The organism is Clostridioides sp. LIBA-7602 (genome assembly GCF_056688945.1).
Map to the genome: position 1 here is coordinate 4,061,953 of NZ_CP196991.1, position 22,202 is coordinate 4,084,154.

A 22,202-nucleotide genomic window follows, 5' to 3' on the forward strand; every position below is an offset into this window, starting at 1 on the left:
ATCTCCCTCTCACTATCCATTGTATTTGTTCATAGACATATCTATGTTTTCTCTTATTATAGAGTCAATAGCACATGCCGCTTTTTCTAATGCTTCATTTATATTATCAGATTCTTCTTTTCTAAATCTAGAAAGTACAAAATCAGCTAAATCTTGACCAATTGCTGGCTTAGATACACCTACTCTTACTCTTGGAAAATCATTTGAACCTAGGCATTTTGTTATAGACTTCATACCATTATGAGTTCCTCCACTTCCCTTTTTTCTTATACGTATCTTTCCAACCTCTAAATCTATATCATCATATACTACTACTATATTACTTAAATCAACCTTGTAATATTTATATATATCTATTAATGTTTCCCCACTTAAATTCATATAAGTTTGTGGTTTTACTAATAATACTTTTTCAGTACCTACTCTACCTTCTCCAATTAAAGCCTTATGCTTTATTTTAGTAACACTAATGTTGTATTCTTTTGCAAGAATATCTATGACATCAAATCCAACGTTATGTCTAGTCTTCTCATACTTCTTTCCTGGATTACCTAACCCTACTACTACGTACATTTCTTACCTCCTGTTATATAAATTTGTATAACAAACTATAATAAAAATCAAATATATTATACTCTGTAAATATTATTATAATTGTCGATAGGGAAATAAAAGGTGTAAAAGGAATTTGCTTTTTTACATTTATACCTTTAAATATTTTAGTTATGTATAAAACAATAAAAAACAAAAACGCTAAAATAAATGATAAAACTATCACATAAAATACATAATTATTTCCCAATGCAAAGCAACATAAGCTATAGAGACCTACATCTCCATAGCCTAATCCTTTTGTTAATTTAGCAATAATATAAGGTATAATAAAGCCTATCGCTAGTCCAATTATATGATTTATATAGTCAAATTGCACAATATTACAAAAGACCAAAAAAATTATACCTTGAACTATTATACCACTAACTATTGTTATATCATATACATATATTGTGTAGTAATCTATAATGGATATAATTATTAGAAATGGAATTAATACCATATATTGTACACATTCTACACTAATTCCAAATTTTATATATATTAATAAAGATAAAACTACAGTTATTATGTAAATAAAAAACATATTATATAGATTTTTCTTTGCTCTATCACAAAAAATACATAGAGATTTATTTATCAAATGTGCAAAAAATAAGGAAATTATTATTATATACTCCATAGCCTATAGCACTTTAGTAATAGGGTTAATAATAATATTGTCCTTATCGAATACTTTAATTCACTTTTATAAAAATTAAAACTTGATTAAATTTAACTATTGTCTACATAATCATAGAAAAATAAAGTTCAAGTAATTGTTTACCACATAAGATTGTTATTAATGCTCCAATTGATATAAATGGACCATAAGGTATAACAGAATTGTATTCCTTTTTCTTTATCTTACTTAAGATTATCACACAAATTCCATATACTGCTCCCACATAAACACTTAATAGAGCGGTCAAAAGTCCATTTTTAACACCCATATAAAGACCTATCATTGCAAATAGTTTAATGTCTCCTCCACCCATACACTCTTTTTTTACTATAAATTCAATCAAAATCACAACAAGCCAAACGCTTCCTCCACAAATAAAAGCTCCTATAATTGAACTTTTAATTGGTATTTCTTTAAAAATGAGATTAAAAATTATAGCGAATATAGCTCCAAAAATCAGTATTTTATCTGGGATTATAAAGTGGTCAATATCTATAAATGTTATTATAATCAGCAAAGATACAAGAATGAAATAATAAATAGTTGTTGTAGATATTCCATATATCATGAATACTGTTAAAAATAAAATTCCTGTAATTAATTCTACTATAGCATATCTACTAGAAATTTTCTCACAACAATATCTACATTTTCTACCACTAATTAAATAGCTTAGTACTGGTATTAAGTCTATAGGTTTTAGTCTAGTGTTGCAACTCATACAATGTGATGGAGGTCTAGAAATAGAAATTCCCTCTGGAATCCTAAAAATACAAACATTAAAGAAACTTCCAAATACTAGACCCACTATAAATACATATAAATTAACGATTATAATGTCCATTATAATTTACTCCACCTATCATTCTTGTCAGAAATTCTTGGTCAGTACATCTACTAAGTGCCATATCTTTTGTAATTTTTCCGTTTTTATAAAGTTCCATTAAATCTTGGTCCATAGTCTTCATACCTGCTTTGACGCCAGTTTGTATCATGTTTGGAATTTGATATGTTTTACCTTCTCTTATTAAGTTTTTTATTGCTGGAGTAGCAAACATCAATTCAATTGCAGCTATTCTACCTTTTCCATCTGCTGTAGGAAGTAATTGCTGTGATACTACCCCTTCACAAACTGTAGATAGTTGAGTTTTTATTTGTTGCTGTTGAGATGGTTGGAACATATCCACTATTCTATCGATTGTCTTAGCTGCTCCAACTGTATGTAGTGTTGAAAATACTAAATGACCTGTTTCAGCTGCTGTTAATGCTATTGATACAGTTTCAGGGTCTCTCATCTCTCCTATTAGTATTACATCTGGGTCTTGACGCAAGATAGCTCTAAGAGCTGAGTGAAAACTTTCAGTATCAGTTCCTACTTCTCTTTGATTTACTAAGCTTTGTTTATGGCGATGTACATATTCTATTGGGTCTTCAAGTGTAATTATATGTTTTTGTTGTGTTTCATTTATTATATTTATCATACTTGCAAGTGTTGTACTTTTACCACTTCCTGTTGGACCTGTAACTAAAACTAGTCCTTTATGTCTGTCAGTAAATGATTTTATATTTTCTGGAAGACCTAATTTCTCAAAAGTTGGTATCTCCGCTGTTATAGTTCTTATTGCTATTGCGTAATTTCCTTTTTGTCTATATGAGTTTACCCTAAATCTCTCACCTGTTTTTAGAGAAGCTGAAAAATCAGCTTCTCCATGTTCTTCTATTACTTTAAACATAGATTCCCCTGCTATGTCTTTTGCCATTTGCATTGTTATTTCTGGTGTAAGTATCTGTTCACTTAGTTTTACAAATCCACCTTTTACTCTAGCTACAGGATTTGTTCCAACTGTTATGTGTATGTCTGATGCATTTAGTCTTATCCCTTGCTCCAATAAATCATAAATATACATAATATTTAATCTCCATATCTTCTATTAGTTTACTTATTTTTTTAGCAATAAATATATAAAGTTATTTTATTACTTGTTCATTTATACTAAGTTATATTTTTTTGTTTAGTTTACTTTTTTGTATGAACTTATGTCATGACTAATTGAAATTTTATCTTTTATGTCATAATTATCTAATATATTTGAATCTACATTTATATTAAATTTAACTTTAGCTTCAACTTCATATTTTGAATTTGAGTTTTCTTCAACACCTAATCCAAGAATATTTTTTTGCCCATCTTTAACTTCTACCTCTTTTATTCCATTTTTATCACCAGTTACTATTAAACTTAACTCTGCACCTGAGCCATTTTCTTTTAATTCTGGCCAGTTTTCCTTTGTCATGTCATAGTCAGCTTTATAAAAAGGTATTTTTATAGTGGCATCTTCTGTTTTATCAACTTCTTGAGGTTTTAATTCTTTCAGTCTACATTTTATCTCTGCTAAAAGCTCATTCTGTATATAGTCAAAAGTTGTTATCAAGGCCATATTATCATATTCTACTGGTATCTTCTCATAAGACAAACTTTTTAATTGATTGCATTGCTCTGATATCTCATATAGTAAATCTTTATATTCCAGAAAATTTTCTGCTGTATTTTTATTTCCATTAGAGATATTATCACTTAATTTTTCAAATTTTTTTACATTATTTCTCAAGTGAACTCTCAAAGCATTAAACCCTTCATTTTGATTTGGTAAAACCCTTAACATATCTTCTAATGTCTCCCATTTACTATTCCAATATCTATTCCCATTTATTATAGGATTTTGTATTAAGTCATGATACTGTTGATAATTTGGAATTCCATCAGATACTTCTACTTTTTGCTCATCAATATGAAATGTATGTCTGTATTCAATCATATTTTGCATTGCCAAGGAAATATTATCTAAAGCTTTATAAGTGTACGAAAAGGTCGCATTTAAATGTTCATTTTCAACTTTATTTCCTTCTAAAAACATTTTTAAAAGAATATCATTATTTACTAACTTTGTCTGAAGTAATGTAGTTGAATCTATATCTCCAACCAAAATACTTTCATTTATTTTACTGATATCTCCAGAAGTATAAGTCTTACAAATTTTTAATGTAGAATCTCTATGTGAAAGAATAGTTTCAGCTATATCTTCAATATCCCTATCATCAAATATATTTAAACCCTGTAATTTTTTTAACTCTATACTAGCTTTTTCTAAATCTGGAGCAGCCTTATTTAAATAGAACTTTATATTATTCATATACCCAAGTCTCTCCACTGGAAGATTTTCCTCATCTTGATTATTAACATCTGTATCTGATATATTCCTTAATGTTGACCTAGATATAGATTTTTCTTTATTTTCATTTTTAAACTCATTATCTATTTTTTCAAGCTCATCATATAATTTTGTATATGCTTTATCAACACTATTTTCCACACATGTTTCTGCCAAATACTTTGCTTGTATACCCTCATTAGTAGTCTTTGTAGATTTTATTCTATTAGCTATCTGATTTGAAAATGTCAACCCAACAATAGAAAGCAATGCTACTACAACCAAAACTAAAACTAAAGCTGCCCCTCTTTCACTTTTAGATTTATTCCACTTCCTCAAAATCTCACCCCCAAGTAAAATTATTTATCTTTAAATACTTCAGTTACAATTTTAACTTCTTTTTTACTTGAATAATCACTCATACTTTTTCCAGTTGCAGTTATTTTATATATTTGACCATTTTTATCTTCTACAGTAATCTTTATCTTATTTGCAATACTTTCTTTGTCAATTAAATCTCCATCTTTATTTTCTATTGTTGTAATCTTTTCATACGGAGTATCATATAAACTCACATCATCCTTACTAAGTACTTTATCATACACAACTTTTTTTGACTTATCTATGAGTTTTTCATACACGGCAGTTCCGTCTTCTCGTTTTTCTAAACTATCAAAATCAAATTCTCCACTCTTTATTTTTCCTCTCAGATTTTCTATTTCACTTTGAACATAGTTTAAGGAACTTATATCTGTATCATTTTTAGTGTTAGCTTTGTTATTAGTATTGATAATATTAAAAAATGCAAATAGTATAATTCCCATAATAGCCATAGCTACTAATACTTCCATTAAAGAAAATCCTTTTTCATTTCTCTTTTTACCCATATTTTATCAACCTACTTATTTTTAAATAAATTCTCATTACCCAATTCTAGACATAACATCAAATGTATAAGTCTTATTATTTAAATCACTATCTTTCTGGCTTTCTTGTGTTGATTCATTATAGTATATACTTACAGTATAAATAGATTTATCAGCTTGCTTCTCTATTTTAAATGGTGTTTCCTTCATTTCTTTATTATTTTGAACTAGTGGTTGATTAGATATTATTTCTTCTCTAACCGCATTTTCGGCATCAGGAGTATCTTCTTGAATTCTCGTTACAGAATATACTGCTGTATTATTTTTAGTTTCTATAGAAACTTCATACCTTACGATATTATCTGGTGTCTCTATATTATATTCATAATTACTACCTGAACTAGCTTTTCTTACCTCTTTGCAGTTTTCTAAATCCCTATTTAGATACTTATTAATTAAGTTAATATTTACTTGAGCATCTGTAATGATTTGTTGTTTCTTTACTGCTGATGTTATACCATTAAACACTTTATAAGAAATACTTAAAACTACAGTTAATATAAATACAGCTACTATTATTTCTAATAAGGTAAGACCCTTTTCATTATTTTTGTACAAGTTTATCACCTATCTTTAAGGCCCATTTAGCTTTATTTTGCACTAGACTTAAATGGATTATATTTTCCTGGTCTCCATGAAGATGGATTATCTGTATCAAGTATCATAGTAGTATTATCCTTAGTGTACATTATAAATTTAAATGTAGCATCTACTACACCTTCTGCTTCTGGAGCCACAACTTCTTTTTGTGTTTCTTTCTCTGTAGCTGCTCTAAGTACACAAGTATTACATAGATAACTAGTAGACCTATCTAAAAGCTTATCATTTTTTAAAATTTCGCCTTCTTTTATCAATGGACAATCATTATATAAGTGCCATTTATCTTCGCCTTCTACCCAATATATTTTTGTATCTTTATTTATGTTCACATTTTTAATTAAATCCTTATTGCTTGTCGTTTCTTTTTCTTCTTTTTCTGGCTCTATGTATGAAGTCATTGTATAATCTAATATCTGAGTAACATTTTTTTGCTCTTCTAAATAAGCCATTAATTTTTTGACATTTCTATAATCCCCTCTAACACTTATTGTTGTTGATACACCATAAAAATGTTCATATTCTCTAACACTTCCAACATCGTAACTAGTTAAGTCAATATTATATACTTTCATTTTCTTATCTAAGCCTATTAAAAAAAGTCCATCTTGCATATCATATAAAAGATTTTTGCTTTTTTCTTTCAGCTCACTTTCAACTTCTTTAAGTTGTTTTTCATATTTTGGCATAAGAGCTGTTTTCTCTTTATATGTATTTAATTTTTCTGTAGATTGTTTTACAGAATTTTTTGTAGCAACATATTTTTGGTATTGAGGGTAAAGCCCAAAGTATCCATATGATAAAATAGCTAATAAAATTATGACTTTTATAAGAATTCCTTTTAAGCTAACTTCCATTTTGAATATATCTTTTATATCTTTTTTAAATATATCTTTATTCATTAGTTAATACACCTTCTTTCAGGTATAATGTCATACTAAATGTATAGTTAGAATCTTCTTCATTATTTTTTATGCTATGTAATTTAACATCTTCAAAATAATACAAGCCCTTTAATTTATATAAAAATTGACCTACATAAGAAGAATCTTTAGCGTTTCCTTCTATGTTTATAACATTTGGTATCTTATCATATAATGGTGTTTTATCATCTTTTTCTGTATCAGCACTATCAGTTTCACTATCTCCAGTTAATGCTTCTGATACATTTGTAGTCTTATCTTCATTTAAATCACTGCTGGTTTTATCTCCATCATTATTACTTTTCGTATTTGATTTTGTTTCATTGCTACTTGATTTATTTGTGGTAGTTTTATTGTTATTTGAGTTCTCAGTTTTATTAGTAGTTCCAAGATTTTGATAAGTCGTTGATAGGTTCGTTAGTTCAACTCTACTTGGAGTATTTTTATCTATATCATCCAATAAATTTTCCCATTTTACCTTTTTCCCAATTAACATATCATATACCTTTATTTCTTCAGTTTTGCTTTGTATCATTTTTTCTATGTTTCCAATCTGATAATATGCAGATTCAATATTTCTTATTTCATCATTAACATTTTCAAGCTCTTTATTGACTAGATTATTAAAAAAAATCAAACATAAATATGGAATAGCAAGAACTAATATAACTATTGGTGCTATTTTCAGTATGTTTTTCATTTGTTTGGCTTTCATCTGTTTTTTGAGTATATCCATTGGTAAAAAGTTTATATTTTCAAAATCTTTTTTACCTTTAGGTTCTATCATACTTCCTAGAATTTCTACGATTGAATTTATATCATCTTCGTCTATATCTCCAGTTATCATATCAGATATATCCATTATTTCAGTAAGACCTTGAGAAACATAATTTGAAAATGCAGAACTAAAAGCCTCGTAAATCAATTTATTGGAATATCTTTTTCCTAAGATTAATATAGTGTCTGTAACTTTACCAAAGTTTCTTGATGAATAGTAATTCATAAGACCTTTTGATTCTTCTACTACATTTAATAACTGCATTTCCATGTCTTTTGCAGTTATTCTTATAGGTATATTATCACTAATAAATAAAGTATCTTTCTTATATATATTTATAATTGTACTATTGTCACTTATATTAGTTACCATTATGTCACTGTAATCTAAATTTTTAAGAATTCTTAAATAAGCTGTTGATAGTGTATCTACTCTATCTAATATTAAATCAAACTCATGCATTATCTCTACAATTGCATTTATTTCTTCCTTTTTTATAGCTCCAATGATAAGATTCAAACTTGACTCCTCACCAGTTGAACTATCTGATGTTTCACTAGATACTTCATATGAAAACACATATTCATCTGATTCCAAAGCCATCATCTCATCCATTTCTAGCTTCATAAATCCATCTAAATCCTTTTTATCCATCTTAGGGAGTTTTTGGGGTTTTAGAATTACATCTCTTGTATTTAAACAAAAAACTACGTGTCTTGATTTTAACTTCACATTTTCTAATGCGTATCTCAATAGAGCATACTTTTCCTTAGAAAAATCTTGTGCAATATCCTCTATTGAAAACGCATTAAAACTTTTTATATAAAACTTATCTTTATCATGTTTATATCTGCCCTCAACTATGGAAATAGAATCGCCATAATATGATACATAAACCTTGTTCATTTGTCCTTTCCCTCCTACATAGCATCATATATACTAAGCATTGGCATAAATATTGATACAACCAGTACCGCAACTATAATACCAACTGCAATTATTAAAACAGGTTCTATCATTGATGCCATCCTATTTAAATAAATTTCGGATTCATACTCATAGAATTCGGCCATCTGTCTGCTTATATTCTCTAACTCCCCTGTCTGCTCCCCTATAGCTATCATCTGTACTAGCACAGAATCAAAATATGTATATCTTTCTAAGTTCTCTGCTAAGCCCTCACCTCTTGTTATTCCATCTTTGGCTGATGCCAAAATCTTTTCTGCCATGGTATTATTTACACTATCTATAATATAATCAAGCCCCTGAACTAAAGGGTATCCTGTTGATACAAATAGATACAATGCTCTTGAAAAGCGTGTAGCCACCATACAGTTTATTCCTTTTCCTAAAATAGGAATTTTATTTATGACTCTATCTTTATGTGCTCTACCAATGGGTGTTTTTAGATACTTCTTAAATTGGTAAATAGACAATATAATAGCTAGAAGTACTATTATCCAAAAATTCTTCATAAACACACCAAACCCCATAACAATTCTTGTTATAAGTGGCAGAGATGCTCCTACTGTTGTAATTGAATTAACCATCTTAGGCACCATAAATGCTGTAAATATAAAAATCATTACAAAGGAAGAAATCAAAACTATTAATGGATATGTTGCCGCATTTCTAAGCTTTTGCTTAACCCTGTGTTCACTATCATAAAATGAAGCCATACTTTTTAGTACTTCATCTAATTTACCAGTAGCCTCACCTGTAGCTATCATAGCCCCAAGTAATTTTGGAAACTTTGATTTTGATGAAAGCATTGAATCTGCAATAGTAGAACCTATTTTTATTTCTGCTACTATACGATTAATCTCTTCTCTCAAGGTAACATTAGTTGACCTTCTAGCTAATGTTTCTAGACCTGAGATACTATTTATACCAGAAGATACTATAATAGCAAACTGTCTACAAAAGTGGCTTATCTGGTCAGCTCCTAAGTCTTTTTTTCTCTTTCTATTAAAGACGCTTATGTTTTTACTTTTACTTTCTTTAATTTCAAGAACTCTAAGATTTCTTTTTCTAAGGAGACTTCTAGCTTCATTAAAATCATTGGCTTCAATTACATCAGTTTGTTTTTTTCCATCCTCTTTTATTACTGTATACTTAAAACTTTTCATAATATCATCCTTTAATCAGTCATCAAAATTATTCTAATCATTTCTTCTACTGTTGTCTTTCCATTTAAAACCTTTTTAACTATATCCTCTTTCAGACTAATCATACCTTGTTTTCTAGCCACCTTTAAAATTTCTCTTTGATTGGCAGATGAATCTATTAACTCTTTTATTTCTGGTGTTATTTCAAGCATTTCAAATATACCTAGACGCCCCTTATATCCTGTATTATTGCATCTTTCACATCCTTCTCCTTTATAAATAGTTACTGATTCATTTACATCAATACCAAGAGCCTTTTTTTCTCCAATGTCTGCTTCATATGAAACCCTACAATGCTCACATATTTTTCTTGTAAGTCTTTGAGATATTACCCCTAAAACGGATGATGTTATTAGAAAACTTTCTACATCCATATCCAAAAGACGTGAAATTGCTCCAACTGCTGTATTTGCATGTAATGTACTTAAAACTAAATGTCCTGTAAGAGAAGCTCTAATTGCTATTTCTGCAGTTTCAGTATCTCTTATCTCCCCAACCATTATTATATCTGGGTCTTGACGCATAAAAGCTCTAAGCCCACTGGCAAAGGTAAGACCTGCTTTTTCATTTATTTGAGATTGATTTACACCAGGTAATTCATACTCTATAGGGTCTTCTATTGTTAGGAGGTTCCTATTTTCTGTATTTAATTGATTTAACATTGAATATAGTGTAGTTGTCTTTCCACTTCCAGTAGGTCCAACCACCAATATAAGTCCATAAGGAGTGTTTATCAACTCGTCATATATCTTAGAGCCATGTTCATCTATTCCTAGTACTTCTTTACTAACCATAAAATTACTCTTATCAAGAACCCTCATGGCTATCTTTTCATCCCTATTAGTTGGCATTGTAGAAACCCTAAAATCTATAGGTTTGTTATCCACTTTTAAATAGATTCTGCCATCTTGTGGGATTCTCTTTTCAGATATATTTATATCTGACATTATTTTGATACGACTTACTACTGCTTTGTATGGCGCTGAGTTCATTCTCATATATTCCCTTAGCATGCCATCTATCCTAAATCTAACACGCATGTAATTTTCGCTTTGTTCTATATGTATATCACTTGCTTCCATTCTTACAGCATTTTCTAGTATGTTGTTTACTAATCTTACTATTGGAGCTGCATTTACATCTTCTTCAAGTATTACTGTTTCTCTTACTCCACCAGTTCTATTCTTGTTGTACTCAGTCATAGCTTTATTTATTTCTGAATGTGCATAAGCATGACCTATTGCTTTGTTTATATCTTCTGCACTCGATATAAATATCTCTACATCTTTTCCTGACATACGCCTTACATCTTGAACTGCTTCTCTATCTTGTGGGTCTGACATGGCTAGACATATCTTGTTTCCATCTATTTTGAATGGAAATACAGCATATCTTTTGCATATATTTTCTGGAACCATCTTTGTAGCTAATGTGTCTATTTCTGTTCCTTCTAAAAATACACTTTCTATATCCAAAAGTTCTTTTAATACACTTATTAATAAGTTACTATCTATAAGACCTTCTTGTACTAGAAATTCTCCTAGTCTTTTTCCACTGTTTTTTTGTTCTGATAATGCCCATTTAAGCTGGTCTTCTGTTATGTATCCTTTTTCAACCAGTTTGTCTCCTATTCTAACTTTTTTAGCCACAGATTTCACTCCTTTACTATCTCAATTATATCATCATTTGTGATTGGATATAAAAGAAAATAGTATAAAAGACAGGAAGATTTTCTTCCTGTCTTTTTCATTAAATTTATAATTAAACTTAAATATAATCAAATAATAAATATATTATTTACTATTAATTACCACTACTACCATTATCCTCTAAATTATCTATAAGAATGATGTATATATCACCTTTATCTAAAGCACTAGTTAACTTACTAGAAAGATTTTCATCTGTATAAACCTTATCTTCCCCTATATCAGATACTAGTTTGCTCGCTTGTTCTTTTGTTATTGTTGCGCCATCTATCAATAATGCTAATTTTTTATTATTACTAACTTTAACTAAATCATAAGTTCCACCAATATCAGAATCTTTTATATCAGATTCTAGATATGTTTTTAAATCATCAGTAATATCTTTAGGTAACTCATTCTTATCTGCATAATAAGACAATGCTGCACTCTTAACTGAACTATAATCAGACTCAACACTTGCTACCTTAGCCTTATTTATATTACTAAATAAAGCTGGAACTGCTACTACTGCTAATATACCTATAATTGCAATTACTACCAATAATTCCACTAAAGTGAAACCTTTTTTATTCTTTCTTAACTTCATTTTTATTCCCCCTCAAATTTTTTAATTAATACTTACTTATAATATATCTGGTTAAAAATCTAAGTAAAATTATTTACACGTACTAACCAGATTTATTTCTAGCATATAACCATTTTAAAACAAAAAATGCTATGAAAATAAAAGTATCCATAAATAAATACAATTCCATAGCCGGTTGCACCACTAACTCCATATGTTCTAAGGTGCCCAAATCACAGAACATATATCAACGTTTCTATTTTTATTAAATTCAGGGTAATGCATAATTATATATACATATCCACTTATATTATATAATAGTTACCAAATTTTATCAACTAAGTTTATATTATTTATATATACCAATAATTTACATATTGAAACACAGTTCATACAAATAATTATACTATACAAAAAAAGAAACATCTCCCTACAATTATCATATATCGTAAGGAGATATTTATAAATTATCATTTAGTTTTATCATTGTCATTTCCATCCTTTGCTAATATTTATTTGAAAGCTAGAAGCTATTACAATATAGTATTTTATTAAAATCATCTATTATAAACATTCTATCTCTTTTAATTATGATTCAGCCACAATCACTATATAAATGAAACTCTTCATTTACAGATATGCTCATTGTGCAAAATTACTTTCTTTACAGTAACTTTATATAATCCAGAACCCTCTCACAAACATCAAAGATATAGAATAGATACTATTTTCAATTCTTATAAATAAACTTTCAATAGACTTTTATATTCCTTCTAGATTGTGACTGAATCATTTAAGTATTAGGGGTTCATCTTCTGACCTTCCCATTGGAAACACCTCTTTCTTTGTTTATATTTACATAATACTACATAATCTGAAATTTTTCAATACTTTTTCCAAATATTTTTTATATTCATAATATTCATATTTTTATGTACTTTTCCAGATTTCTTTTACGTATCTATACATAAATTTTAAACCATAATATTTTTCTAAAATCACATACACTCTTATAATAAATAAAAAACAGCTATATAAATTAAAATATCAAAAAAGAGCTGTTCAAAAGTTTTACATCCTTTTAAACAACTCTTATAAATCTAATAAATTAGAATAATTTACTTACTGATTCGTTAGAGAATATCATTCTTATAGCATCTCCAAATAAAGGAGCTACAGTTTTTATCTTTATCTTATCTATTCTTTTTTCTTCAGGAAGTTGTATAGTATCAAGAACTATTAACTCACTTATCTCTGAATTAGAAATTCTCTCAATAGCTGGTCCTGATAATACACCGTGAGTACAACAAGCATAAACATCTTTTGCACCAAACTCTTTAAGTGCATTTGCCGCATTAACTATTGTTCCAGCTGTATCTATCATATCATCTAATAGTATAACATTTTTACCTTTAACATCACCTATTAAGTTCATAACTTCACATACGTTAGCTTTTGGTCTTCTCTTATCTATTATAGCTATTGGCACTTCTCCATTTAAAGAATTAGCAAATTTTCTTGATCTAGTAACACTTCCTAAGTCAGGAGATACTACTACTAAATCTTCTATTTTCTTTTCATTGAAATAATCTGCTAATATTGTTCCACCTAATAAGTGGTCTAGTGGTATATCAAAGTATCCTTGTATTTGAGCTGCATGTAAATCCATTGTTAATACTCTGTCTGCTCCAGCAGCAGTTATTAAGTTTGCAACTAATTTAGCAGTGATTGGATCTCTTGCCTTAGCTTTTCTGTCTTGTCTTGCATATCCATAGTAAGGAATAACAGCTGTTATTCTTCCTGCTGATGCTCTCTTTAATGCATCAATTAAGATTAATAACTCCATTAAGTTATCATTTACTGGGCTATTAGTAGATTGTACTACAAACACATCACAACCTCTTACTGTCTCGTTCATGTTTACACATATTTCACCATCACTGAATGTACCTACTTCACAGTCTAGCACTGATACACCTATATAGTCAGCTATTTTCTGTGCTAACTCTTTCGATGAATTACCTGCAATAATTTTAATCTCGCTTCCGCTAGTATTCATTTATGTAACCCTCCTGAAAATTTTAAAATCCTAATGAATATAATTTATAATAATTTCAAGCTAAATTTATTAGCCAAAATAATAAACTAATACTTATTTACCTTCTGCATCTTTTTGGTTCTTCTTCTCTACCCAACCTTCTTTAATAACTTGTCTTTCTCTAGCTATTGCCAAAGCTCCATCTGGAACATCGTGTGTTATTGTTGAACCAGTTGCTATATATCCTTTTTCTTCTACAACTACTGGTGCAACTAGATTGGAATTTGAACCTATAAATGCATTATCTTTTACTATTGATTTAAACTTATTTTTACCATCATAGTTTACAAAGACTACTCCACATCCTATATTTACATTTTTACCAACATGTGCGTCTCCTATGTAAGAAAGATGAGATGCTTTTGAACCATCTTCTATAATAGCATTTTTTACTTCAACAAAATCACCTATTTTTACATTGTTTCCTAAGTTACTCTTTGGTCTTAAATATGCATATGGACCAATAGTAGTATTTTCTCCAACTTTACTATCAATTATAGTTGAATTTTTTACTTCTGTACCATCACCTATTTCTGAGTTTGTTATAGATGAATTCATTCCAATTATACAATCTGAACCTATCTTTGTTTTTCCTTGTAACATAACACCTGGATATATTATAGTATCATTACCTATCTCAACATCAGATTCTATATAGGTAGAGTTAGTGTTTATTATAGTCACTCCATTTACCATATGAGATTCATTTATTCTTCTTCTCATAATCTCTTCTGCTTTTGATAATTCTACTCTTGAATTAACACCCATAAGCTCTTCAATAGTTGAACCTGCAAATGCACCAACTTTAAGACCTTTATCTCTCATTATTTTAGCAGTATCAGTTAAATAATATTCGCCTTGTGCATTGTTATTATTTAACAAATCCAATGCTTCTCTAAGGCTCTTACCATTGAAACAATAAATTCCAGAGTTTATCTCACTTATCATTTTTTCTTCTGAATTTGCATCTTTTTGTTCCACTATTCTAAGAAGGTCGCCCTTCTTATCTCTTATTATTCTACCATAACCTGTTGGATTTCCAACTCTTGTTGTAAGAACTGTGGCATGATATTTATTTTCTATATGATATTCAAATAATTTTTTTAGTGTCTCTTCCTTTATAAGTGGAGTATCTCCACAAAGTACAACTATTATATCTTCATCATTAATATATTCTTTAGCCATCTTTACAGCATGTCCTGTTCCAAGCTGTTCTGTTTGCATAGCTATTATAGTTTCTTCTGCTAGTTTTTCCTTTACTACATCAGCTTCATGCCCCAAAATCACAACAGTATCTTTCACACCTGATTTTTTTGAAACATCTATAATATGGTTAACCATTTCTTTTCCACATACTTTATGAATAACTTTTGGGTATTTAGACTTCATTCTTGTTCCTTTGCCTGCGGCAAGGATTATAGCTTTAAAGTTCATTGATACACTCCATTCAATCTAATTTAATTTTATTCGTATTATTCTCTCAATCAATATACATTATAATACATTTATTTGACAATTTGTATACAACATATACATTATCACTAATAATATAGCACTTTTTTACTAAAAAGTACATATTTTAATACAAATTCTACATTTAAAAAGAGCCTAAATGTTCGGGCTCTCTCCATTTTATATATTTATTATTATTCAGCAGCTACTTCCCATTGAACTAATGCTTCATGATATGCTTGTAAAACTGCATCTTCTAAAACTTGTCTCATTTCTGCATTTATTGGATGAGCTATATCTCTGAAATTTCCTTCGCCTACTTTTCTGCTAGGCATTGCTATAAATAGGCCATTATGGCCTTCTATAACTTTTATATCATGTACTACAAACAAATTATCGAAAGTTATTGAAACTATGCATTTCATCTTACCTTCTTCTGTTAATTTTCTTACTCTTACGTCAGTTATCTTCATACCAAAATATCCCCCTTTGATTTTGACAGAAATTAATTTATATTAAAATTATTATCGCTGGAATAAATTAATATAAACTGTTTTTTAAGTAATTCTATGAACAACTAGGGATATCCTCTTTTTATTTTTACATATTTTTCTAAATATTTTTTTTATTAATCTTCATCTATCTCAAATTCAAATTCTGAATCTTCTTCATCTAAATCTTCATTTCTATATTCATCTTTAAAAGTCTTTAAATTTGGCTCTACTACTATTTTATCTCCATTGACATCCAACTGAATTAATGAGATATAATCTTTTACCATCTTTTCTGAAGGATTTGTTGTAGATATGAATACTCCAGTACCTATAACTTCTGCACCAAATTCATTCATAAGGTCTACCATTCCTTTTATAGTACCTCCACCCCTCATGAAATCATCTATAATTATAACTTTACTGTCTGGCTTAAGGGCTTTTCTTGGCAAACTCATACTCTCAACCTTAGAGCTTCTATTTCCACTCACATATGTCATACTAAGAGTAGGACCTTCTGATACTTTTATATCTTTTCTTATTATAACTAGAGGTAAATTCATAGCTTTTGCAGTCATAAGTGCCATAGGTATACCTTTTGTCTCCATTGTCACAACATAATCTGCATCTACATACTCAATATTTGAGGCAAATATCTTTCCTATTTTAGCAGCTATTGTAGGGTCATAAATTAAATCAATCAAGTATAAAAAACCACCAGATAATATTCTAGACTTGTCGCATATTTTCTCACATAATTCCATTAAGAACTCTGCATTTTCTGCTATAGAAGTTTTAGGTATATATTTTACTCCTCCTGCTGCTCCTGAGATAGTTATAACTTTACCTAAATGCAGTTTTTCAAATACATTCTTTACGACTAATAAATCTTCACTTATTGTTGATTTTGCTGCATTAAATTGATTTGTAAAATAACTTAATGTATATATTTTATTTGGATTGTCAGATAGTATTTTAACTATCGCTCCAATTCTCTCTGTTCTTTTAAATTTCATTACTATTTCCTCCTACAAGTACCTTTATATAACGTTAAACTAACTAATGCATAACAATTCTTATTGTGGTATAATATTACTTATGTTTTATTATATTCAAAAATAAAATACATATAATATTATATGCATATTAATTATAAAATATTGAACATTATATTATTATACCACAAAAATAGTTCATATTGTAGGACTTAATTAAAAAGAAAGGTGGTTTTATTATGAATATACACTTTATAGGAATTGGCGGTATCAGCATGAGTGCATTAGCTGAAATATGTATCAATAAAGGTTACCAAGTTTCAGGTTCGGATTCAAACGAATCATACCTATTAGACAAACTTAGAGACCAAGGGGCAACTATCTATATTGGTCAGAAAAAAGAGAACATATCAGATAATGTAAATATGGTTGTTTATACAGCAGCAGTTCATCCAGACAATGAAGAACTTATAGCTGCTAAAGAAAAAAATAAATTAGTAATGAACAGAGCTACTTTTTTAGGTCAAATCATGAGGGAATATAAGAATTCTATAGCAGTTTCTGGAACACATGGAAAGACTTCTACAACATCTATGTTATCCACAATCTTTGAATATGCAGACTTAGACCCAACTATACTAGTTGGTGGTAACTTAAGTATGATAGGTGGTAATGTTAAGATAGGTAATTCTGACCACTTTATAACTGAAGCATGTGAATATGTAGATAGCTTCCTTAATTTTAACCCTAAAATATCTATAGTCCTAAATGTTGAGGAAGACCATCTTGATTATTTCTCTGGTATAGATGAAATCAAGGCTTCTTTTAACAAATTTGGTAAGCTCTTACCTCCAGATGGCTATTTCATAATAAATGGTGATGATGAAAATGTCGATGACATATTATATGATGTTAAAGCTACTATTATAAAATACGGTAGAGACTCTGATAATGATGCTGTAATAAAAGATATTCACTTTGACAATGGTGGTCATGGAATATTTAAAATAGAATATCAAGGAAAAGACTTAGGAGAATTTGAACTTTCTGTATATGGTCTTCATAACATATACAATGCATCTTCTGCTATAATAGCAGCTCTTGTTTCTGGTATTGATTTAGAGACTATAAGAAAAAATATAAAAATTTATAAAGGTGTAGGAAGAAGATTTGAAGCTAAAGGATATTATAAGAATGCTTTAGTAATAGATGATTATGCACATCATCCAACTGAATTAAAAGCTACTTTAGCTGCTGCTAAAAAATTAAAAAAATCTACTTTATGGTGTATCTTCCAGCCACATACTTATACTAGAACAAAATCTCTTTTAGGCGAATTCTCAGAGGCATTCTATGCTGCTGATAAAGTTATAATAACAGATATATATGCTGCTAGAGAAAATGACCCAGGAGATATACATTCTAAAGATTTAGTTGAAAAATTATATCAAAACAATGTAGATGCTATCTACATAAAAGAATTTGAAGATATAGTAAAATATTTACATGAAAATGTTAACGATAATGATTTAGTAATAACTGCTGGTGCTGGTCCAATTTATAAAGTTGCAGACTTGTTGGTTGAAAAATAATATATAAAAAATAATTTAGGCTATCAAATATCTCATTTGATAGCCTTCTTAAAGTCCTATTTCTTTCCAATCTCAAATATCTCATTTTTAAGGTAATCAAACAAACTTGTATGAACTTCATAATAAGATACAGTTTTCTTAGAAGTAACTTTCACATAATCTTTTCCCATTGTTTCAACTTTTACAGCAAAATTATCGCCTTTTATGTCTATAGTAAAGTTATATTCACTTCTTTCCTTACTTTTCTCAGGCTGAACTTTTCCTACAACCCTCTTTGAAATCATCTTATGTGCTAAATCATCAAACTTCCATCTATGAACTTTTTTAATTTCTTTTCTATGAGATATAGTCACTTCTTTCCAATCTTTATAGTGACTTAAAAGGTCAAATGAGGTATATATACTCTCATCTAAAAGCTTCTTAAAAGCATTCTTAGAATCAACTGGAACTTTATAATACTCTTCCTTGTTTACAGTATATACTCTAAAAAAATTAAGGTCTGTAGAAAATTTAACGCCATCATCAGAATATCCTTCATAAACTGCTTCATAAGAAGATGTAGTATTTCTTACTTTCTTAAAATCTGAGAAAAAGAACTTTATGTCATTCCACATATCTTCTTCAATTTTTATGTTTTCTATATTTTTGTCTGATATATAAATCTTCTTCTTCTCTTTTATTTGAGTCATTAAAGACCTAGTATCTTCTTCTTCTCTTTCTACCTTCTTTGGAACTTCACTTTTATCCTTTTCCATATTCAATCCTATTTTGAAGGATATAAAGTATATTATAAAGAAAACAACTACTCCTATTAATATCGCAGCTTTTTTCTTTAGTTTTCTTTTCTTACTCATTTAACCACCCCTAGAGTTTATAATCATAAAACAATTATATAACTTTTTACACTTTTTTTTAAGGTTTAATTATTTATTACACTTATTTCCTTGACAATTAGTACATGGTTCAACGTGAACCGTTATACCTTTTACAAATTCCATATGTTTTATTATATGTTTTTCCAGTTTAGTAGCAATGTCATGACCTTGTTTAACTGTCAAATTCTCATCAACGCATATAGTTAAATCAACATATGCCATAGCCCCATGTTTTCTAGTCTTTATATCCCCTAGATTCTTAACACCTTCTGTATCAGCTACGATATAATTTAATTCTTTTATTTCTTTTTCATCAACTGAAACATCCATCAATTCATTAACAGAGCTTATAAGTATATTGATTCCTACCTTAGCTACAAATATAGCTACTACAACTGATGCAATTGGGTCTAAAGGCTTAAATCCTAAAATAGAACCTCCTATACCTATAAAAGCAGCTACTGAAGATAATGCATCCGACCTATGATGCCAAGCATCAGCTTTTAAGGCTGGAGAATTTATCTTTTTAGCAACTTTTATTGTTATTCTATATTGATACTCTTTTATCAAGATTGAAATAACTGATACCACTAATGGTAATATTGATGGGACATGTAATGCATCTAGGTTAAATAAAGATTTAATTGCTTCTATACCTATTGTTATAGAAACAAATATAAGTAATATTGATAATACGAATGATACCAATGTTTCTGCTTTCTCATGCCCATAATTATGCTCTCTATCTCCTGGTCTAGAAGATACATAGTTACCTATTAATACTCCTACAGAACTTATGATATCTGATGCTGAGTGTAATCCATCTGCAATCATTGCACTAGAATTACCAATAACCCCAGCTATCATCTTAATTATTGTTAATACTATATTCCAAAGTATCGACTGTATGGTTATTTTATTTGCTTCCTCATACCTTGTTTCCATTTTTATTCCTCCTTATAAAACAACTCTAACTATTCTGAACCTCCCATGACTAAAGTCACAGGGTTCCTGCTTCATAGAATTTTGCATACTAAAATATGTCTTACAAACTCTCCACAGGCTATCCCCGTAGTTCCTACGGCTCTTACATAAGTTATCTATTTTAAACTCTTATTAGTCTTAATCCTTCTTTTAGTATATTTATACTTGCATTTATATCTCTATCGTGAGTTACATTACAACAAGGACAAATCCATTCTCTTATATTTAAATTCTTCATTTCCTCGTTTTTGTACCCACATTTATTGCATATTTGTGAACTTGCAAAGAATTTACCTACCTTTACAATTTGTCTACCATACCAATTAGCCTTGTATTCTAATTGACGAACAAATTCTGACCATGACACATCAGAAATTAAGCGAGATAGTTTACTATTTCTAGTCATATTCTTTACTTGTAAATCTTCTATGCAAATAATATCATTCTCTCGTATTAATTTAGTAGATAGTTTTTGTAGAAAATCCTTCCTTTGATTAGCTATATGTTCTTGAAGTCTTGCAACTTTTAATCTTGCTTTATTTCTATTTAAACTACCAATTGTTTTTCTCGATAGTTTTCTTTGTAATTTAGCAAGTTTATTTAATGACTTCTGAAGATACTTAGGATTTTCTATAAAGTCTCCACAACTTGAGATACAAAATTCTTTAACTCCTAAATCTAAACCTATCTGATTATTAGTATTTTCAAATGCTTCAATATCTATATCAGTACAACATAATGATACATAATATTTACCACTTGGTTCTTTGGATACTGTAGCATTAAGTATTCTTCCTTGAGGTACTTGTTTATCTCTTACTTTAACCATACCAAGTTTAGGTAATTTTATATATTGACCACAGTACATAATATTTCCATTTGTAAAGTTAGTTCTATATGAAAATCTATTAGTTTTCTTTGATTTAAATTTAGGAAATCCTGCATTTTCTTTAAAGAATTTTTTATATGCGTTTTCTAAATCTTTTAAGGTGTTTTGTAGTGAAAATTTGTCAGGTTCTTTAAGCCACTCTAATTCTCTTTTTAAATTGGTCAAATCAGAACTGCACTGTTTATAAGTAAAAGTTTCTTTATTATTTTCATAAACTTCTATTTTTTTAGCAAGATACTTATTATATACAAATCTACAACATCCAAAAGTTTTGTTAATTAACTCTTGCTGTTTTTTATTTGGATACATTCTAAACTTATATGCTTTTTCCACTACTATCACCTCACTTTACTTGTTTTTTATGATTATGTAATACTGGATGTCTATATTTTACACACCATACTATATGGTATTGTACTAAATATACATATCTGAGCTACTTCAATTTTTACTCACCCATCCTAATATTAACAAGGTAAATTTTTTTAAACAAGTATTTTAAAGGTTTTTATATTTATTTTTAAATAACATATGTAAGAACCGTAAGTCCTAAGTTTTATCATTTTGAGGTTGTCGTTCACATAAGTTCGCTACTACCTATGCAGTTCTCTTATGAACTTCTTACACTTTCATGTAAGCACAGACTATATCTTATCCTTCGGCGTTATTCGT

The 22,202-nt window shown here is 28.8% G+C and carries 20 protein-coding genes, 1 pseudogene and 1 riboswitch; of the genes and pseudogenes, 1 reads left to right on the plus strand and 20 read right to left on the minus strand.

Annotated elements, in window-relative coordinates:
* Positions 1-12: 12 nt before the first annotated feature.
* From pth to purR, 16 genes are all read right to left on the minus strand, one after another.
* Positions 13-573: an aminoacyl-tRNA hydrolase gene (pth, locus tag ACTG45_RS18845; RefSeq protein ID WP_021386404.1), complete on the minus strand. Its 561-nt coding sequence runs from the start codon at positions 571-573 to the stop codon at positions 13-15.
* A gap of 13 nt (positions 574-586) precedes the next feature.
* Positions 587-1,237 carry a prepilin peptidase gene (locus tag ACTG45_RS18850; RefSeq protein WP_021386427.1) on the minus strand — a complete coding sequence of 217 codons (651 nt, stop codon included), beginning with the start codon at positions 1,235-1,237 and terminating at the stop codon, positions 587-589.
* Between the two features lie 103 nt (positions 1,238-1,340).
* Positions 1,341-2,123, minus strand: a complete 783-nt coding sequence (locus tag ACTG45_RS18855; protein ID WP_021386405.1) for a prepilin peptidase — start codon at positions 2,121-2,123, stop codon at positions 1,341-1,343.
* Positions 2,104-3,186 (minus strand): type IV pilus twitching motility protein PilT, encoded by a 1,083-nt coding sequence (locus ACTG45_RS18860; RefSeq protein ID WP_021386438.1) that lies wholly within the window; start codon positions 3,184-3,186, stop codon positions 2,104-2,106. Before ACTG45_RS18860 ends, ACTG45_RS18855 begins: the two co-directional genes overlap by 20 nt.
* Before the next feature lie 105 nt (positions 3,187-3,291).
* Positions 3,292-4,827 carry a hypothetical protein gene (locus tag ACTG45_RS18865; RefSeq protein WP_021386435.1) on the minus strand — a complete coding sequence of 512 codons (1,536 nt, stop codon included), beginning with the start codon at positions 4,825-4,827 and terminating at the stop codon, positions 3,292-3,294.
* A 20-nt stretch (positions 4,828-4,847) separates the two neighbouring features.
* Positions 4,848-5,375, minus strand: coding sequence for a prepilin-type N-terminal cleavage/methylation domain-containing protein (locus ACTG45_RS18870; protein WP_479919578.1), 528 nt, complete (start codon positions 5,373-5,375; stop codon positions 4,848-4,850).
* A gap of 36 nt (positions 5,376-5,411) precedes the next feature.
* On the minus strand, positions 5,412-5,981 hold the full coding sequence (locus tag ACTG45_RS18875) for a PulJ/GspJ family protein (RefSeq protein WP_479919579.1): 570 nt from the start codon (positions 5,979-5,981) through the stop codon (positions 5,412-5,414).
* Positions 5,982-6,004: 23 nt separating this feature from the next.
* Positions 6,005-6,913, minus strand: coding sequence for a type 4a pilus biogenesis protein PilO (gene pilO / locus ACTG45_RS18880; protein WP_021386425.1), 909 nt, complete (start codon positions 6,911-6,913; stop codon positions 6,005-6,007).
* A complete protein-coding gene (locus ACTG45_RS18885) occupies positions 6,906-8,618 on the minus strand; it encodes a PilN domain-containing protein (protein ID WP_479919580.1) in 1,713 nt (570 codons plus the stop codon). Before ACTG45_RS18885 ends, pilO begins: the two co-directional genes overlap by 8 nt.
* A gap of 14 nt (positions 8,619-8,632) precedes the next feature.
* Entirely contained in the window at positions 8,633-9,841 is a 1,209-nt protein-coding gene (locus ACTG45_RS18890; RefSeq protein WP_021386397.1) for a type II secretion system F family protein, read from the minus strand.
* A gap of 11 nt (positions 9,842-9,852) precedes the next feature.
* Positions 9,853-11,529, minus strand: coding sequence for a GspE/PulE family protein (locus ACTG45_RS18895; RefSeq protein WP_479919581.1), 1,677 nt, complete (start codon positions 11,527-11,529; stop codon positions 9,853-9,855).
* Between the two features lie 154 nt (positions 11,530-11,683).
* Positions 11,684-12,175, minus strand: a complete 492-nt coding sequence (locus tag ACTG45_RS18900; protein ID WP_479919582.1) for a type II secretion system protein — start codon at positions 12,173-12,175, stop codon at positions 11,684-11,686.
* 160 nt (positions 12,176-12,335) lie between these two features.
* A riboswitch (cyclic di-GMP riboswitch) is annotated at positions 12,336-12,421 on the minus strand.
* An 841-nt stretch (positions 12,422-13,262) separates the two neighbouring features.
* Complete coding sequence (locus tag ACTG45_RS18905) at positions 13,263-14,213, minus strand: ribose-phosphate diphosphokinase (protein WP_021386410.1); 951 nt, start codon at positions 14,211-14,213, stop codon at positions 13,263-13,265.
* 93 nt (positions 14,214-14,306) lie between these two features.
* Positions 14,307-15,686, minus strand: coding sequence for a bifunctional UDP-N-acetylglucosamine diphosphorylase/glucosamine-1-phosphate N-acetyltransferase GlmU (gene glmU / locus ACTG45_RS18910; protein ID WP_479919583.1), 1,380 nt, complete (start codon positions 15,684-15,686; stop codon positions 14,307-14,309).
* 212 nt (positions 15,687-15,898) lie between these two features.
* A complete protein-coding gene (gene spoVG / locus ACTG45_RS18915) occupies positions 15,899-16,177 on the minus strand; it encodes a septation regulator SpoVG (RefSeq protein WP_003421453.1) in 279 nt (92 codons plus the stop codon).
* A gap of 155 nt (positions 16,178-16,332) precedes the next feature.
* Positions 16,333-17,211, minus strand: coding sequence for a pur operon repressor (gene purR / locus ACTG45_RS18920; RefSeq protein ID WP_021386395.1), 879 nt, complete (start codon positions 17,209-17,211; stop codon positions 16,333-16,335).
* Positions 17,212-17,429: 218 nt separating this feature from the next.
* Between purR and murC the strand changes: the two genes are divergently transcribed.
* Positions 17,430-18,782 carry a UDP-N-acetylmuramate--L-alanine ligase gene (gene murC / locus ACTG45_RS18925; protein ID WP_021386408.1) on the plus strand — a complete coding sequence of 451 codons (1,353 nt, stop codon included), beginning with the start codon at positions 17,430-17,432 and terminating at the stop codon, positions 18,780-18,782.
* A 56-nt stretch (positions 18,783-18,838) separates the two neighbouring features.
* Here murC and ACTG45_RS18930 read toward each other — a convergent pair whose 3' ends face one another.
* From ACTG45_RS18930 to ACTG45_RS18945, 4 genes and pseudogenes are all read right to left on the minus strand, one after another.
* Complete coding sequence (locus tag ACTG45_RS18930) at positions 18,839-19,636, minus strand: hypothetical protein (RefSeq protein WP_479919584.1); 798 nt, start codon at positions 19,634-19,636, stop codon at positions 18,839-18,841.
* A gap of 69 nt (positions 19,637-19,705) precedes the next feature.
* On the minus strand, positions 19,706-20,602 hold the full coding sequence (locus ACTG45_RS18935) for a cation diffusion facilitator family transporter (RefSeq protein WP_021386415.1): 897 nt from the start codon (positions 20,600-20,602) through the stop codon (positions 19,706-19,708).
* Between the two features lie 160 nt (positions 20,603-20,762).
* Positions 20,763-21,872 carry an IS200/IS605 family element RNA-guided endonuclease TnpB gene (gene tnpB / locus ACTG45_RS18940; RefSeq protein WP_479919585.1) on the minus strand — a complete coding sequence of 370 codons (1,110 nt, stop codon included), beginning with the start codon at positions 21,870-21,872 and terminating at the stop codon, positions 20,763-20,765.
* A 22-nt stretch (positions 21,873-21,894) separates the two neighbouring features.
* Positions 21,895-21,960 (minus strand): annotated as a pseudogene (locus ACTG45_RS18945) (transposase); the annotation flags it as partial.
* Positions 21,961-22,202: the final 242 nt, after the last annotated feature.